The following is a 13,345-nucleotide window of genomic DNA, read 5'->3' as shown; positions in this document are numbered from 1 at the left end:
CGTGACAGCGCCCGGGGCGTGACAGCGTCCCTCGGCAGGTAGCCCGGGTCAGTCGAGCGCCGCGATGAGAGTCTCCTGGACGAAGCCGAGCCAGTCGTAGATGTCGGACATCGCCGCAGTCTGCTCGTCTTCGGACTCGGCCATCAGCACCGAGTCCTCGTCGGACTCGATTCCGAGCCGCACCGCCAGCGACAGGCGGATGTCGGTCAGTGCCCGCAGCCACGACTGCACCTCGGCGTCGTCGAGCTCGACCTCGATCCGCTGCCCGTCGTCCTCGTCTGGAAGCTCACCGAAGTCGAGACCACCGTCGACCAGCGAGCTGATCAGGGCCTCGGCGTTGGTGACCTTGACGGACGTCAGGGTGCGTTCGGTGTACCGACGGAACTCACCAGAGTCCTCGGCGTCGTCGCGGTACGCATCGGGCAGCAGCCGCTGCAGGACGGGATCTTCGGGCGGCAACGAGGGGCCGCCCATGCCGAGCTGGACCGCCAACGGGTCGGCATCGGACTCGGGGGCACCGTTGCGGTCACGCAGCAGCTCGATGACCTGGCTGGCCAGGCTCGCAAGGAGGTGCGCCTCGCCCAGCTCGAACGTCGCCGTGACGCCACCCTTGCGACGTCTCTTGAAGGGCTTCAAGCGTCTTGCCTCTCGAGCGTCGCCCACAGCCCGTACTCGTGCATCGCCTGAACGTGTCGTTCCATCTGCTCACGGCTGCCGCTCGAGACGACCGCCTTGCCGTCGTGGTGCACCTTCATCATTCAGCTCATGGGCCTTCTCATCGGTGTAGCCGAAGTAGTTGCGGAACACGTAGGCGACGTACGACATCAAGTTGACCGGGTCGTTCCAGACGATCGTGACCCAGGGATCTTCGAGCTCGACGACGTCGTCGACCTCGGGCTTGACGATCTCGATGGCGCTGGGAGTGGACACCACCCCATTGTGTCGCAGACTCCACACGACACGAAACAGGTCGTGGCTACTCTGGACGGGTGACCGCACCTTCTCGTACAGCGCAGTCCAGCACAGCACTCCTGACAGATCGTTATGAGCTCACGATGTTGCAGGCGACCTTGCGCGACGGCACTGCGGGCCGCCGCTCTGCCTTCGAGCTGTTCGCCCGTCGGTTGTCGGGCGGACGCCGTTACGGCGTCGTCGCCGGGACCGGCCGAGCGCTCGACGCCCTGGCAGACTTCCGGTTCGGTCAGGACGAGCTCGAGTGGCTCCGCGAGGCACAGGTCGTCGACGCGGACACCCTGGCCTGGTTGGCCGACTTCGAGTTCACCGGTTCGATCTGGGGCTACCCCGATGGTGAGATCTACTTCCCCCAGTCGCCGGTCCTGATCGTCGAGGGCACGTTCGCCGAGTGCGTCATCCTCGAGACCGTCCTGCTGTCGATCCTCAACCACGACTCGGCGATCGCCACGGCCGCCTCACGCATGATCACCGCTGCGGCCGGCCGCCCGTGCATCGAGATGGGCTCACGCCGCACCCACGAGGCGAGCGCTGTTGCGGCGGCCCGAGCCGCCTACGTCGCCGGTTTCGCCGCAACCTCGAATCTCGAGGCCGGGCGGACCTACGGCATCCCGACAACCGGAACCAGCGCGCACTCGTTCACGCTCCTGCACGACACCGAGCGCGACGCCTTCGAGGCGCAGATCCGCGCGCTCGGACCTGGGACGACCCTGCTCGTCGACACCTACGACATCCCCGAGGCCATCCGCACCGCCGTCGACCTCGCGGGGGCCGCAGCTCGGCGGCGTGCGCATCGACTCCGGCGACCTGGTCTCGCTCGCGACGACGGTCCGCAAACAGCTCGACGGGCTCGGCGCGTCCGCGACCCGCATCACGGTGACGAGCGATCTCGACGAGCATGCGATCGCCGCCCTCGCCGTCGCACCGGTCGACGGGTACGGCGTGGGCACGTCGCTCGTGACCGGATCGGGTGTGCCGACCAGCGGCTTCGTCTACAAGCTCGTGTCGCGTGCCGACGACGAGGGCGTCATGGTGCCGGTCGCCAAGAAGAGCCAGGACAAGGCGTCGGTCGGCGGACGCAAGTACGCCCTGCGTCGCCTCTCGAAGACCGGTCGCGCCCAGGCAGAGGTCATCGGCATCGGCGCGGCCCCCGTCGACGACGGGGACGACCGCCCCCTTCTCGTCGAGCTGGTCCGCGACGGCAAGCGGGTCCACCACGACACGCTCGACGAGGCCCGTGCCCGCTTGCAGACGGCACTGGCCGAGCTGCCGGTCTCAGCTCGTCAGCTGTCCAAGAGCGATCCCGTGCTGCCGACCGTGTTCGAAGAAGGAGACGCATGAGCACCGCCTTGATCGTCGTCGATGTCCAGAACGACTTCTGCGAGGGTGGCTCGCTCGCCGTCGCAGGCGGGGCCCAGGTCGCCCAGGACGTCGCGGGCCTCATCGCCTCGGGTGGGTACGAGACGGTCGTCGCGACCCGCGACCACCACATCGACCCCGGCAGCCACTTCTCGGACTCCCCCGACTTCGTCGACTCGTGGCCGCGCCACTGCGTCGTCGGAACCGACGGGCGACTGCTCCACGAGCCGTTGGAGCCGTCGATGTTCGCCGAGACGTTCTTCAAGGGCGAGTACGCCGCGGCCTACTCCGGTTTCGAAGGCGCTTCGGCCTCCGGCGTCAGCCTCGGCGACTGGCTGCGGGATGCCGGAGTCGACACCGTCGACGTGTGCGGCATCGCAACCGACTACTGCGTGCGGGCGACTGCTCTCGACGCTGCGGCCGAGGGCTTCGCCGTGCGGGTGCTGACCGGACTGACCGCGGCGGTGTCGGCCGAGAACCTCGCCGCCGTGCACAGCGAGTGGATCGCTGCTGGAGTATCCACAGCCTGAGCTTTGCCGGTGTGACTGCGACCAAGGATCTCGTATGCTGCTGATAAGTAGCATACGAGATCCCGTAGGAGCATCCATGCATCTCAAGCAGCACAAGGTGAAGGTTCCGTCCGACCTGCTGAAGGCGGCCAGAGAGTCGACCGAGCTGGCCACAGACACTGCGGTCGTGACCTTCGCGCTCGAAGAAGTCCTGCGGATCAAGCGCCAGCAACGTGGTGTTCTGTCGATTTTCGAGCTGGCCCGAGCCCACGAGCACGCCGACCTCGACACACCGGGCGAGCTTACCCGTCCTGCCGTGAACATCCTGATCGACAACAGCGTCTGGCACCGGTTGTCCAAGAGCGGAGTGCTGCAAGCGCTGGCTTCCATTGAGAACCCCACGATCGTGACCGCGACCCCCCAAGTGCTCGAGTACTGCCATAGCGCCAGAGACCCGAACGAGTACAGGTTCGCATCACGAGGAATGGCCAGCTTCGACCGGCTCCCGCTCGACGACGAGTGTCATCACATCGCCTTGGGGTTCCAACGCGCGCTGTGGCATGACGGAAAGGTCCGCGGCGCCGGAGCCACCGACATCCTCATCGCCGCCATCGCGCACCGACACCAAGCCACCGTGGTCCACTACGACAAGAACTTCGCCACGCTCGAGCGCGCTGTCCCGAGCTTTCGACAACGCTGGATCGCGCAGCCCGGCACGATCGACTGACCTGCTCAGCTGTCTCACCCCCGTACTAGGTTGGACGGGTGAGTGCTTCAGATCTACCCCTCGACACAGCCCTTCCCATCGACGAGATCTCCCGCGCTCGGCTCGAGTCCGACGGGCTGCGCCTGGCCCTGGTCGACGCGCACGACCAAGATGCCTACGAGAGCTGGTTCCGCGTCGAGAGCCGCGGCTTCCACGACGGGGAGCCCACCCCCGAGCACATCGCCTGGCGACGCACCTTCCCCTTCGACGGCAACCGGGTGACGGGCGTCTTCGACGACACGATCGCCAATCCTCATGCACCGGTCGCCACCACCGTGTGCTGGCCGGCCGAGCTGACCGTTCCCGGGGGCCGCAGCGTGTCGTCGTGGGCGGTCAGCGGTGTCTCCGTCGCCCCGACGCATCGCCGCCGCGGCATTGCGCGGGCGCTGATGGAAGCCGAGCTGCGCACCGCCTCCGCCCTCGGGCAACCGGTCGCGATGCTGACGGTCTCCGAGTCGACGCTCTACGGCCGTTACGGCTACTCCCCCGCAGCATTGGCCCGCGACGTGACTGTCGTGACCAAGCGTGCCCGGTGGACAGGTCCTCAGCCCACCGGGCGAGTGCACTTCCTGACCGCCGAGCAGCTGCGCGAGGTCGGGCACGAGATCGTCGAGCGCGTCCGTCTCCGGACGCCGGGCCAGATCTCCTACTCGGGCCTGCTCTGGGAACGCCAGCTGGGCTTCTCGCCCAGCGACCAGCACGCGAAGCGACTGCGTTTCATCCGCTACGACGACGCGGACGGAACGCCGCAAGGCTTCGCGGTCTACCGGCTCGTCGAGAATGCCGACGACTTCACCCAGCACGAGCTGGTCCTGCAGACCCTCGTCGCCGCGACCACCGACGCCTACGCGGGCCTGTGGCGATTCCTGATCGAGATGGATCTCGTCGCCAAGGTCTCGGCGCACCTGCGGCCCGTCGACGAGTCACTGCGCTGGATGCTGGACGACTTTCGTGCCGTGCAGGTCTCCGAGTTCGACCATCTCTGGGTCCGGGTGCTCGACGTGGCAGCGGCCCTCAGCGCCCGCACGTACGCACGGGCCGACCGGATCGTCCTCAAGGTCACTGACCCGCTGGGGTTCGCCGACGGCACCTGGTTGCTCGACGTCTCCGCGTCCGGTTCCGCGACCGTGACACCGTCAGACGAGCCAGCCGATGCGACGCTGAGCGTCAATGCCCTGGGCTCGCTCTACCTCGGCGGCGCCACCGCACACCATCTCGCCGCGACGGGCGCACTCACCGGAGACGCCGAACGGCTCGACGGGCTGTTCCGCTCGCCCGTCGAGCCGTACCTCAGCATCTGGTTCTAGGTCAGGCCTAGCGCTTGACCTTGATGCGCACCGAGTCCGACGTCGACGGGTGGGCTGTGGCCGATCCCGTGTAGTACGCCCGGATGCTCCGTGTGCCGGTCGAGCTGGCTTGAACGACACCGACTTGCGGGCACCACTGACCCGGACGGTCTTCAGCACCTTGCGTCCGTCCTTGATCTGCACGATCCCGCTCGGCACGAATCCACCACCGGTCACGGTGACCTTGGCAGTGCGGCTCGCACCCTTCTTGGCCGACTTCGAGCTGAGCGAGAGCTGGTCCCTGTCTTCCCCTTGGCCACCTTGAGGGAGACAGCCGCACTTGCTCCAGGCGTCGTCCTGGCATCACCGGAGTAGGAGGCCACGAGTCGGCGCGACCCGATCTTGAGGCCCGTCAGCGTGATCCGCGCGGTGCCAGCCTCGACCCGGCCGGAGCCGAGCACCGTGCTGCCGTCCGTGATCGTCACGGTGCCAGACGGCGCGACGCCGGTGCCACCGGTGACTGAGACGGTGGCCGTCGGCTTCTGCCCGAACACGGCGTTCGGGCTCGGCAGCGCCAGCGACGTCGTGCTGTCGAGCGCATCAGCGAAGACCTGGGTGGCCTTGCCGAGGCGCAGGAACACGGTCTCGCCGGTCGAGTCCTTCAGGCCGTCGTTGTCGGTGACGCCGTACAGCGAACCGTCGGCGGAGATCGTGAAGCCTTCGAGCTTCTCCTGGGTCCACCCGTTGGTGGCCTTGAGCGCCGGCAGGACATCGATCGCGAGCTTCTTCTCCAGGATCGGCAGCTCGCCGTCGGTCGGGTCATCGGCCGGGATGTCGACGGTGTAGATCCGCTTGTTGCGGGCGTTCGGACCGTTGCAGCTTGTCGCGCTCGATCACCGCGAAGGTGTCGTTGTCGACTGCAGTGATCTCGGACAGACCGACCCAGTCGCCGCCGTCCCGCTTGGGGCTCTCGAGCTCGTAGCCGTACCAGTGCCAGGTCTCGTCGTTGACGTCGTAGCGGCCGATGCGGACGATGTTGTCGCCGTCGACAGTCTCGGTCTGATCGCTGACATCTGCCCACAGCTGGCGTTGGATGACGGTCCAGACGTGCTCGCCGTCGGCATCGGTCGTGGCCGTGACTCCTTCGAGGCCCCAGTTCTTGACGTGGTCGGTGATCGAGCTGGGCAGCGAGACAGTCTGCTGGATCGCGCCAGCAGCATCGGTGCGGTAGATCTTGTTGGCCGCGCCGGTGGCGCCCTCGGACGCCAACCAGAAGCCGCCCTGCGGCCGGGCGAACAGGCCTTCGACGTCGAGGTTCGCCGGCACGCCGTTGTCGGTGACGGTGAGCGCCGAGGTGATCCGCGCGGGCGTCTTCGCGACGTCGACGGTGAAGATCTGCGCCGGCTTGAGCACCGTGTCAGCGGCGGTGTAGACCGTGCTGGGGTCGCCGGGCTTGGCGCTCAGCGCGCCGAGCGCGCTCCAGCCGATGGGGCTGCCGTTGACATCGTCAGCGACGATCGACGGGAACTGCGTTGCCTTCTTGTCTCCTTCGCCCAGCTCGTACAGGCTGACACTCGCCCGGACGTTGACCGAGGCGTCGTCGGTCTCGCTCGACACGGCGAGGAGGTTGCGTCCGGGGATCGGCAGGATTCCCTCGGGACCGTTGGTCGCCGGAAGGATCTGCTTGAACTTCGGTGCCGCCGGGTCGTCGATGTCGTAGACCGCGATGAAGTTGCTGCGCTCCGATCCGACGAACGCGTACTTCACGCCATCGATCGTCGAGACAGACAGCCCTTCGGGCTCCGCGCCCTTCTTGGCGGCGCGGTCGTCGTTGTACAGACCGTGCTTGACCGCGAGGTGCTCGAACGAGCTGCCGGCATCCCAGGTGACGCTGCCGTTCGTCGTGTCGAAGACCGTCCAGCCCCGCGAGCCGCCCTTCCAGTCGCCTTCGTTGGCGGTCGCGACATGCGTGTCGTCGACCCAGGCGATGGCGTCCGGCTCACGGACCACGTTGGTCAGCGAGTCGGTCAGCGAGATCTTGCCGTCCTTCTTGGTGTCGAAGCCGCTGGCCGTGACGGCTCCTGCGCTGAAGACCTTCTCGATCGCCCTGGTCGCCAGGTCGATGATGACGATGCCGTTGTTCTCCTGCAGGGTCAGCGCCAGCTTGTCGTCGGTATTGATCGAGACGTACTCCGGCTCGGGGTCTGCCGGCTCGGTCAGACCGGCATCGAGGAAGGACTGCAGCGCCGACCCGTCGGGCTTGACGAGGTCGACCCGATGGGCTTCCCAGTCGGCCGGAGCACCGTCGAGGTCGATGACCTGGACGAATCCGGCGGGCAGCTGCGGCAGGTCGCCCTTGCTCTTGCCCGGCGGGGTGAACTCCTCATTGCGCTGGTTCTCCATCGCGATCGCCGCGTACCCCTCGCTGGCGCTGATGTCGATCGAGTCGGGCTGCCCACCGAGGTCGATGCTGCGGATCCGCTTGGAATCCGCGATACGCACGATGTCGAGACGGCCCGACGGGTTGACGAAGCTCTCCGAGGTGTCGACGACGACGAGCACGTACTTGCCGACGACGGCGACCGAGGTCGGCTGGTCGTCGACATCGCCGACTGGGCCAGGGACAGGCTGCCTGCGCCGACCGGCTCATGCGGATCGCTGATGTCGAGGAAGCCGATCCGCTTGCCGAGGGCGTCGGTGTAGATCAGCGTCTTGCCGTCCTTGGAGACGTCAGAGATCTCCGCGACAGTTGCCGACGACGCCGGCACGTCCTTCGGCAGGTTCTTGTAGACCGGGTAGGTCGCGGTGCGGCTGAAGGAGGTGTCGTGCGGTGACGGGTCGGCGGCGCTGGCGCCGGTGGCCGGCAGCACCACGGCGGCCAACGCACCGGCCGCGACACCTGCGACGGCGGGACGGGCGATCGCACGCACCAGCATGGACAGCCTCGAAGGCGATGGGTTCTCAGACATGCTGGAACCCTCTCGACGTCAGCCGACCGGCCACCGACGCTGTGGTGAACGGGGCGTGACCACCGTGCCAAGACTTGTTACAGCAAGCCTTGGCCAACAGCCCCAAGGTGCGTTCGCGGCCCGGCGCCGACCGTGGATCTGTCCCGCGTCGTGCTGACGCCACGGGGTTGATCATGACCTCGTCGACACCGAACTGCTCGGCGAGCTCACGAACCTGCGCTGCGGCCGTGGCCGGCGTGCCGACGACGGATCGACCGAACGCCGCTTCGACCATGGCCTGCGCCTGCGGATGCAGCTGCTTGGCCTGGGCCTCCTCGACCAGGTCGAGAGCCGTCAGGGGCTGGCCGGTGCGCAGCTTGGCCATCATGTGCAGGTTCGGCAGCATCAATGCGGCTGCCTCCTCGTCGGTGTCGGCGACGGCGGCGTTGACGGTCAGGAAGGTGACGGGCTCGGACGCCAGGTCGCTGGGCTGGAACTCCGACCGATAGGCCGCGAGCGCCTCGGCGGTTCCCTGACCCGAAAAGTGGTGTGCGAAGACGTACGGCAGGCCCTTCGCGGCCGCGAGGTGCGCCGAGTACATCGACGACCCCAGCAGCCACATCTTCGGCTCTGACGCTGCCGCTGGCGTCGCCTTGAGGACGTAGTTCTGGCGCGGCACTGCGACACGCACGCCGTCGGTGCCCATCAGCGCGACGACGTCGTCGAGGTACTGCGGGAAGTTGGCGATGTCGGTGTCATCGCGTCCAGCGGCGCCACGCAGCGCCATCGACGTCACCGGGTCGGAGCCCGGGGCCCGGCCGATGCCGAGGTCGATACGTCCGGGTGTCGCAGCCTCCAGGAGCGCGAACTGCTCGGCCACGGCCAGAGGGGCGTGATTGGGCAGCATGACGCCGCCCGACCCCAGGCGGATGGTGCGGGTCTGCGCCCCGAGCATCGCGATCAGGACCGGCGGCGACGTGGCGGCCACGGCGGGCATGTTGTGGTGCTCGGCCAGCCAGTAGCGGGTGAAACCGAGACGGTCGGCGACCTGGGCGAGCGAGACCGTGGCAGCCACGGCATCGCTCGTCGACTGGTCGGTGCGGACGGGCACAAGGTCGAGCACGGAAAGCCTCACCTCAGGCACAACACATCGCGCCGTCGGCTTCTTCCCTCCTCCATCTCTTCAACAGAAGTGCTCAGCGGACTCGGCGGACCTTGCCGCTGGCCGTGAACGTCACCTTGCGCGTGACCTTCTTGCCCTTGCTGTTCTTGGCGCAGTAGGTGAACGTCGTGCCGAGGCGCGCATGCGGCTGCCCGGCCTTCAACAGGACGTTCTTGACTGTCGTGCCCTTCTTCAGCTTGCTGAAGACGCCCGTCCTCTTGATGACGCGCTTGTCGCGGCAGGCGTCGTTGCTGACTCCCACGGCACGTTCCCAGGTCGTCAGATAGGCCTCAGCCCCACGGGCCATGTCGTCGGCGATGGCCTGGCCGCCCTGCTTGCGCAGGTCTTCGACCCGAGTCGGGGTACAGCCCGTAGTGCGACACCCCGTCGACGTTGATGTCGTAGGTGCGCTGTCCACTGACCTGCTTGGCGACGGTCACGCCGCCCAGCCCCTTGAACGGATAGCTGACCTTGTTCGGGGCATTCGCACCGCGTGGGCTGCCCTGGGCACCGAGGCCGTTGATGTCGGCCCCGAAGCCGAATCCGAAGTAGTAGCGCGGATCGGTCCACTTGAGGTGCTGTCGCCACTTCTCGACGAATCCCTTGCTGTCCCCTGCATACGGTGTCACGACGCCACCGGCGCGATAGATACGCGGATAGGCGTCGGGCGTCGACCACGAGTGGCTCGACAGGACTCCGGGGTACTTGAGCTTCTCGATCAGGCCGAGCGAGGACTTGCGGGCCTTGACGCTCATGTGGTCGGGGTCGAACAGCATCTTGCGCTTGGCCATCTGCGCGATGGTGAAGTCGCCGAGGTTGCTGAGTCCCAGGGCGTTGCAGTGCGGCCCGGACGCATACAAGGGCAGCTTGATCGGCAGATAGGCTCCTGCGATCGCACCGAACAGCGCGTCCTGCTCGGGTATGACGGTCGGCACGGTGATCTGCTCGCGGTCGCTGACCTGCGGATTGCTCCCGGCGGCGCACTTGCGCATGTCCCAGAACGAGCCGGTCTCCAAGAAGTTCGCCGCATTGATGAGTGGCGCCGCTCCCCCGGTATCTCCCGCGACGCCGGCGAGCGCGTTGTCGAACTTGTTGACGAGCTCCATCTGCCGGACGCCGAGCGCATGCACCTCGTCGAGCTGCTGGCTGATCGTCGCGGTCGTGCAGGTGGGCTTGCCGAGCTTGCTGGAGCAGCCGAAGACCGCACTGGTCTCGATCCCCATGATGACGGCGAGCTTGCCCTCGTTGATGACCTTGCGGGCCTGGAACGGGTCGGTCACGATGCGGTACCAGCCCTTTCCAGGGCCACCGCTCTGCGCGTCGATGTAGCGCTCGAGCTTGCGCATGTCGTGGGCTTGCAGCCGGATCGAGGCCATGTCGTCGCAGGAGTTCCGCTTGATCGGGTAGATGTTGCACAGCTGGTTGTTCTCGACCAGCAGGTTGACGAACACCCGCTGTCCGCCGCGCCACGCCCGTTCGAGCCACTTGTAGTAGGTGCCCTCGTGGGTCAGCGAGTCTGGTGCCGGCCAGTCCTTGAACGTGGGCCAGCCGACCGGGTCGTGCGGGGCGACTGGGGTGCCACCCTTGAGGACGTTCTCGATCAGCGCCCCGCTACCGCCGGTGAGGGTGTGGTCGACGCAGTCCTTGAGCGCGTACGCGACGCCGTAGGGGTGCCACGGACGTCCGCAGTGGACGTCGCCGCCGAGGAACTCGAACGCCATTCCGTGGGTGTGGGCGTCGAGGTAGCCGCGCACTTCCTGGAAGGCGCTGGCACCGGCGAAGGGACTGCCTGACACGCCGGTGCCGATCTCCGGCCACGGTGCGCAGCCTCCGACGGAGCGGAGCGCGAACGAGCTCGCTGCGCCCGCACCGAGTCCGCCGGCCGTGTCGGCGCCCAGAGCCGTCTTCTGCGACGGCAGGGCGAGGGTGAACGTCGCTCCGACCTTGTTGACGGTCCAGTCGGCGCGCTGGCTGGGTGCCTGCAGGGCGCCGATGGCTCCCAGCACCGTGACGCCCAAGAACTTCTGCGCCGTGTCGTACAGCAGGTAGGTGCCCAGGTCGGTGGCCTGGAAGTGGAAGGGCTCGGCCGACGCGGGGGTGGTCGCCGTTGCCGCGTAGCCGCTGCTCGTGCGAGTGACCCAGGTTCCGGTGCGCGTCGACTGCAGTGCGTAGCAGCCGCCTGCCATCGCGTAGCGGTCCTGAGGGACGCTGCGACGTGCGGCGGGCGCCGCCGATCGCACGAGCCTGGGATCGGGCTCAGCCCGTTGCGCCGCGACGCTGGACTGGCGCGTCAGCGCCTGCGTGACAGTGGTCGGGTCTGCTGTCTCGTCGCTTTGCGCCGAGCGCGACACGGCATTCTTCGTGGCGGGATCGTTGTGGCTGTGCGGCTTCGACTCGTCGACGACTGCTGCGCCTCCCGCCGCCGGAGCGGGATCGGAGCCGTGGAACTGCTGCACCCACGATGCGTAGGCCGGAAAGGTGGCCATCGTGACGGCGATCGTGGTGACCGCGACGACGATGGGCCGAAGATGACGATGACTGCTGCGCTGCACGATGCGCCCCCTCAGAAGTTACTCAGGAGTCACAACGAGATGCAGGTCACAAAGTCACGTCTCCGGTCGGCATCGACTCGGGGAACGTGCCGCAGCTTCTCGATCATGAAGCCACCGGGATAGGAGCGAACCCGGTGGGTGTCGCGGATGTAGGAGGGCTTGCGCCGTGCGGGGAAGAACCGCAGGACCCGCCCTCTCGCGACGAGCGAGCCATGGGCCAGCCGGCTCATGAGTCGCGAGGGAGCCGGATACCTGAACGCCTCACGCAGGTGGTCGTCGAGCAGGGCGATGCTGAATCGCCGCATCAGCGGACGCAACGGTCGCGGGTAGAACCCGACGAACAGGTCGAGGGTCGAGTCGGCCACGGCTCGCGACTTCGTGTCGAACACGAAGGTCTCGCGCTCGTAGTCGTCCATCAGCTGGCTGAAGCCCTCGTAGTCGTCCGGCACGTCCTTGATGCCCATGAGCCGGCCGAGTCGCTGGTAGTAGCGGACCGCGGCGATCTTCTCCTTCTCGGTGACCGCCCGCCAGCCGTACCGGTTGATCCAGCGGCCCGGGGTGACCACGAAGGTGCACAGCACATAACGCATGTCGTCGTTGGAGATGTCGTAGCTGCCGTGCATCTGGTTCATCCGACGCACTCCGGCGCGGCCGACGGACGTCTCGAGTCCCTGGTCGGCAATCGTCTCGAGCAGCAGCGCGGTGTCGTCGTGGCGCTTCTGCACGGCACCGGTGAACTCTCCGGTGTCGAACAGCAGACGGCCGATCGACGGCACGGCATAGGTGCGGAACAGCGCGAAGCTCAGCGCCTGCTGGGAGTCCCACGGGAACTCGTGCTGGCCGGCGATCCTGGCAATCTGCTCGTAGTCGGTCTCAGGGTCGAGCCGGGCGATCTCCTGCTGCCAATGATTGCGCTTCATGGCGCGAGACTACCGTGACAGTGTCACTGTCACAATGCTTTCGAGGGCTTTCACAGGACGTCGCGCAAGAACACGACGATGTCGTCCAGCGCCGCACGTGCCGCGGGGACGACACCCGGCAGGCTCACGAATCCGTGGATCGCGCCCTCGTACTCTGCGTACCGCACCGGCACTCCAGCCTCGGCGAGCACATCGCGGTAGCGCGCCCCGTTGTCGCGCAGAGGGTCTGACTCAGCGGTCAGGATGAACGCCTTCGGCAGCCCGGCGTGCGACTCCGCCCGGATCGGCGAGGCCCGGAAGTCCTCGGTACCGTACTGGTCGCCGAGATACAGCCGCACGAACGTGCGCATGTTGGCAGACGTCAGCACCGGCGCCTCGGCGTGCTGGTCTTCCGACGGCCACCGGTCGTACATCTCGACACCCGGATAGATCAGCACCTGGGCCCGGATCGACGGGCCGCCTGCGTCACGAGCCATCAGGGCGACGACCGCGGCCAGGTTTCCGCCTGCGCTGTCGCCCATCACCGCGAGACGTTCGGGGTTGATGCCCAGCTCGTCGGCATGGTCGACCACCCAGGTCACCGTGTCCCAGCTGTCGTCGACTCCTGCAGGGAACCTGTCTTCGGGCGCCAGGCGGTACGCAGGCGCGATCACGACGGCCCGGTTGCGCACCGCGACCCGGCTCGACAACCAGGCCGACTGCTCCGGATTGCCCTGCACCCAGCCGCCGCCGTGAAAGTTGATGACGCACGGCAGCGGACCGATCGCGTCCTTCGGACGGTGCACCAGCGCCCGCTGGCCGTTGCCGAGGACGATCTCCTCGACCGTCGAGTCGGCGTCGATCCGGCCGAACACGGCTTGCCGACCGCGGT

General features: G+C 67.4%; 11 protein-coding genes and 2 pseudogenes. 4 read left to right on the top strand and 9 right to left on the bottom strand.

The window, feature by feature from the left end:
• Positions 1 to 48 precede the first annotated feature (48 nt).
• Both ACHMWU_RS14010 and clpS read right to left on the bottom strand, forming a co-directional pair.
• Positions 49 to 636: a DUF2017 domain-containing protein gene (locus ACHMWU_RS14010; RefSeq protein WP_396044583.1), complete on the bottom strand. Its 588-nt coding sequence runs from the start codon at positions 634 to 636 to the stop codon at positions 49 to 51.
• Positions 633 to 912: pseudogene (clpS, locus tag ACHMWU_RS14005) on the bottom strand (ATP-dependent Clp protease adapter ClpS). The gene ACHMWU_RS14010 and the pseudogene clpS overlap by 4 nt, the downstream one beginning before the upstream one ends.
• 143 nt (positions 913 to 1,055) lie before the next feature.
• Between clpS and ACHMWU_RS14000 the strand changes: the two are divergent.
• The 4 genes and pseudogenes from ACHMWU_RS14000 (at position 1,056) to ACHMWU_RS13985 (ending at position 4,913) form a co-directional block, all read left to right on the top strand.
• Positions 1,056 to 2,313 (top strand): annotated as a pseudogene (locus ACHMWU_RS14000) (nicotinate phosphoribosyltransferase).
• The gene (locus ACHMWU_RS13995; protein WP_396044581.1) at positions 2,310 to 2,861 is read left to right on the top strand and encodes an isochorismatase family protein; all 552 of its coding nucleotides are present in this window, start codon (positions 2,310 to 2,312) and stop codon (positions 2,859 to 2,861) included. The pseudogene ACHMWU_RS14000 and the gene ACHMWU_RS13995 overlap by 4 nt, the downstream one beginning before the upstream one ends.
• Before the next feature lie 97 nt (positions 2,862 to 2,958).
• A complete protein-coding gene (locus ACHMWU_RS13990) occupies positions 2,959 to 3,567 on the top strand; it encodes a PIN domain-containing protein (RefSeq protein WP_396044579.1) in 609 nt (202 codons plus the stop codon).
• Between the two features lie 38 nt (positions 3,568 to 3,605).
• Positions 3,606 to 4,913, top strand: a complete 1,308-nt coding sequence (locus ACHMWU_RS13985; RefSeq protein ID WP_396044577.1) for a GNAT family N-acetyltransferase — start codon at positions 3,606 to 3,608, stop codon at positions 4,911 to 4,913.
• Positions 4,914 to 5,125: 212 nt separating this feature from the next.
• Here ACHMWU_RS13985 and ACHMWU_RS13980 read toward each other — a convergent pair whose 3' ends face one another.
• The 7 genes from ACHMWU_RS13980 to ACHMWU_RS13950 form a co-directional block, all read right to left on the bottom strand.
• Positions 5,126 to 5,533 carry an Ig-like domain-containing protein gene (locus ACHMWU_RS13980; RefSeq protein WP_396044575.1) on the bottom strand — a complete coding sequence of 136 codons (408 nt, stop codon included), beginning with the start codon at positions 5,531 to 5,533 and terminating at the stop codon, positions 5,126 to 5,128.
• Positions 5,534 to 5,711: 178 nt separating this feature from the next.
• Positions 5,712 to 7,454, bottom strand: a complete 1,743-nt coding sequence (locus tag ACHMWU_RS13975; protein ID WP_396044573.1) for an esterase-like activity of phytase family protein — start codon at positions 7,452 to 7,454, stop codon at positions 5,712 to 5,714.
• Between the two features lie 399 nt (positions 7,455 to 7,853).
• On the bottom strand, positions 7,854 to 8,963 hold the full coding sequence (locus ACHMWU_RS13970) for an LLM class flavin-dependent oxidoreductase (RefSeq protein WP_396044571.1): 1,110 nt from the start codon (positions 8,961 to 8,963) through the stop codon (positions 7,854 to 7,856).
• A 73-nt stretch (positions 8,964 to 9,036) separates the two neighbouring features.
• On the bottom strand, positions 9,037 to 9,309 hold the full coding sequence (locus ACHMWU_RS13965) for a hypothetical protein (protein WP_396044569.1): 273 nt from the start codon (positions 9,307 to 9,309) through the stop codon (positions 9,037 to 9,039).
• Positions 9,293 to 11,554: a hypothetical protein gene (locus ACHMWU_RS13960; RefSeq protein ID WP_396044567.1), complete on the bottom strand. Its 2,262-nt coding sequence runs from the start codon at positions 11,552 to 11,554 to the stop codon at positions 9,293 to 9,295. Before ACHMWU_RS13960 ends, ACHMWU_RS13965 begins: the two co-directional genes overlap by 17 nt.
• Before the next feature lie 29 nt (positions 11,555 to 11,583).
• Positions 11,584 to 12,474: an oxygenase MpaB family protein gene (locus ACHMWU_RS13955; protein WP_396044565.1), complete on the bottom strand. Its 891-nt coding sequence runs from the start codon at positions 12,472 to 12,474 to the stop codon at positions 11,584 to 11,586.
• 50 nt (positions 12,475 to 12,524) lie between these two features.
• Positions 12,525 to 13,328 (bottom strand): alpha/beta hydrolase, encoded by an 804-nt coding sequence (locus tag ACHMWU_RS13950; RefSeq protein ID WP_396044563.1) that lies wholly within the window; start codon positions 13,326 to 13,328, stop codon positions 12,525 to 12,527.
• Positions 13,329 to 13,345: the final 17 nt, after the last annotated feature.

Origin of the sequence: Aeromicrobium sp. UC242_57 (assembly GCF_044452305.1) — a bacterium.
Lineage (GTDB): Bacteria > Actinomycetota > Actinomycetes > Propionibacteriales > Nocardioidaceae > Aeromicrobium.
Note: the sequence above shows the minus strand (reverse complement) of the source record. Positions and strands in the feature narration are given on the sequence as shown.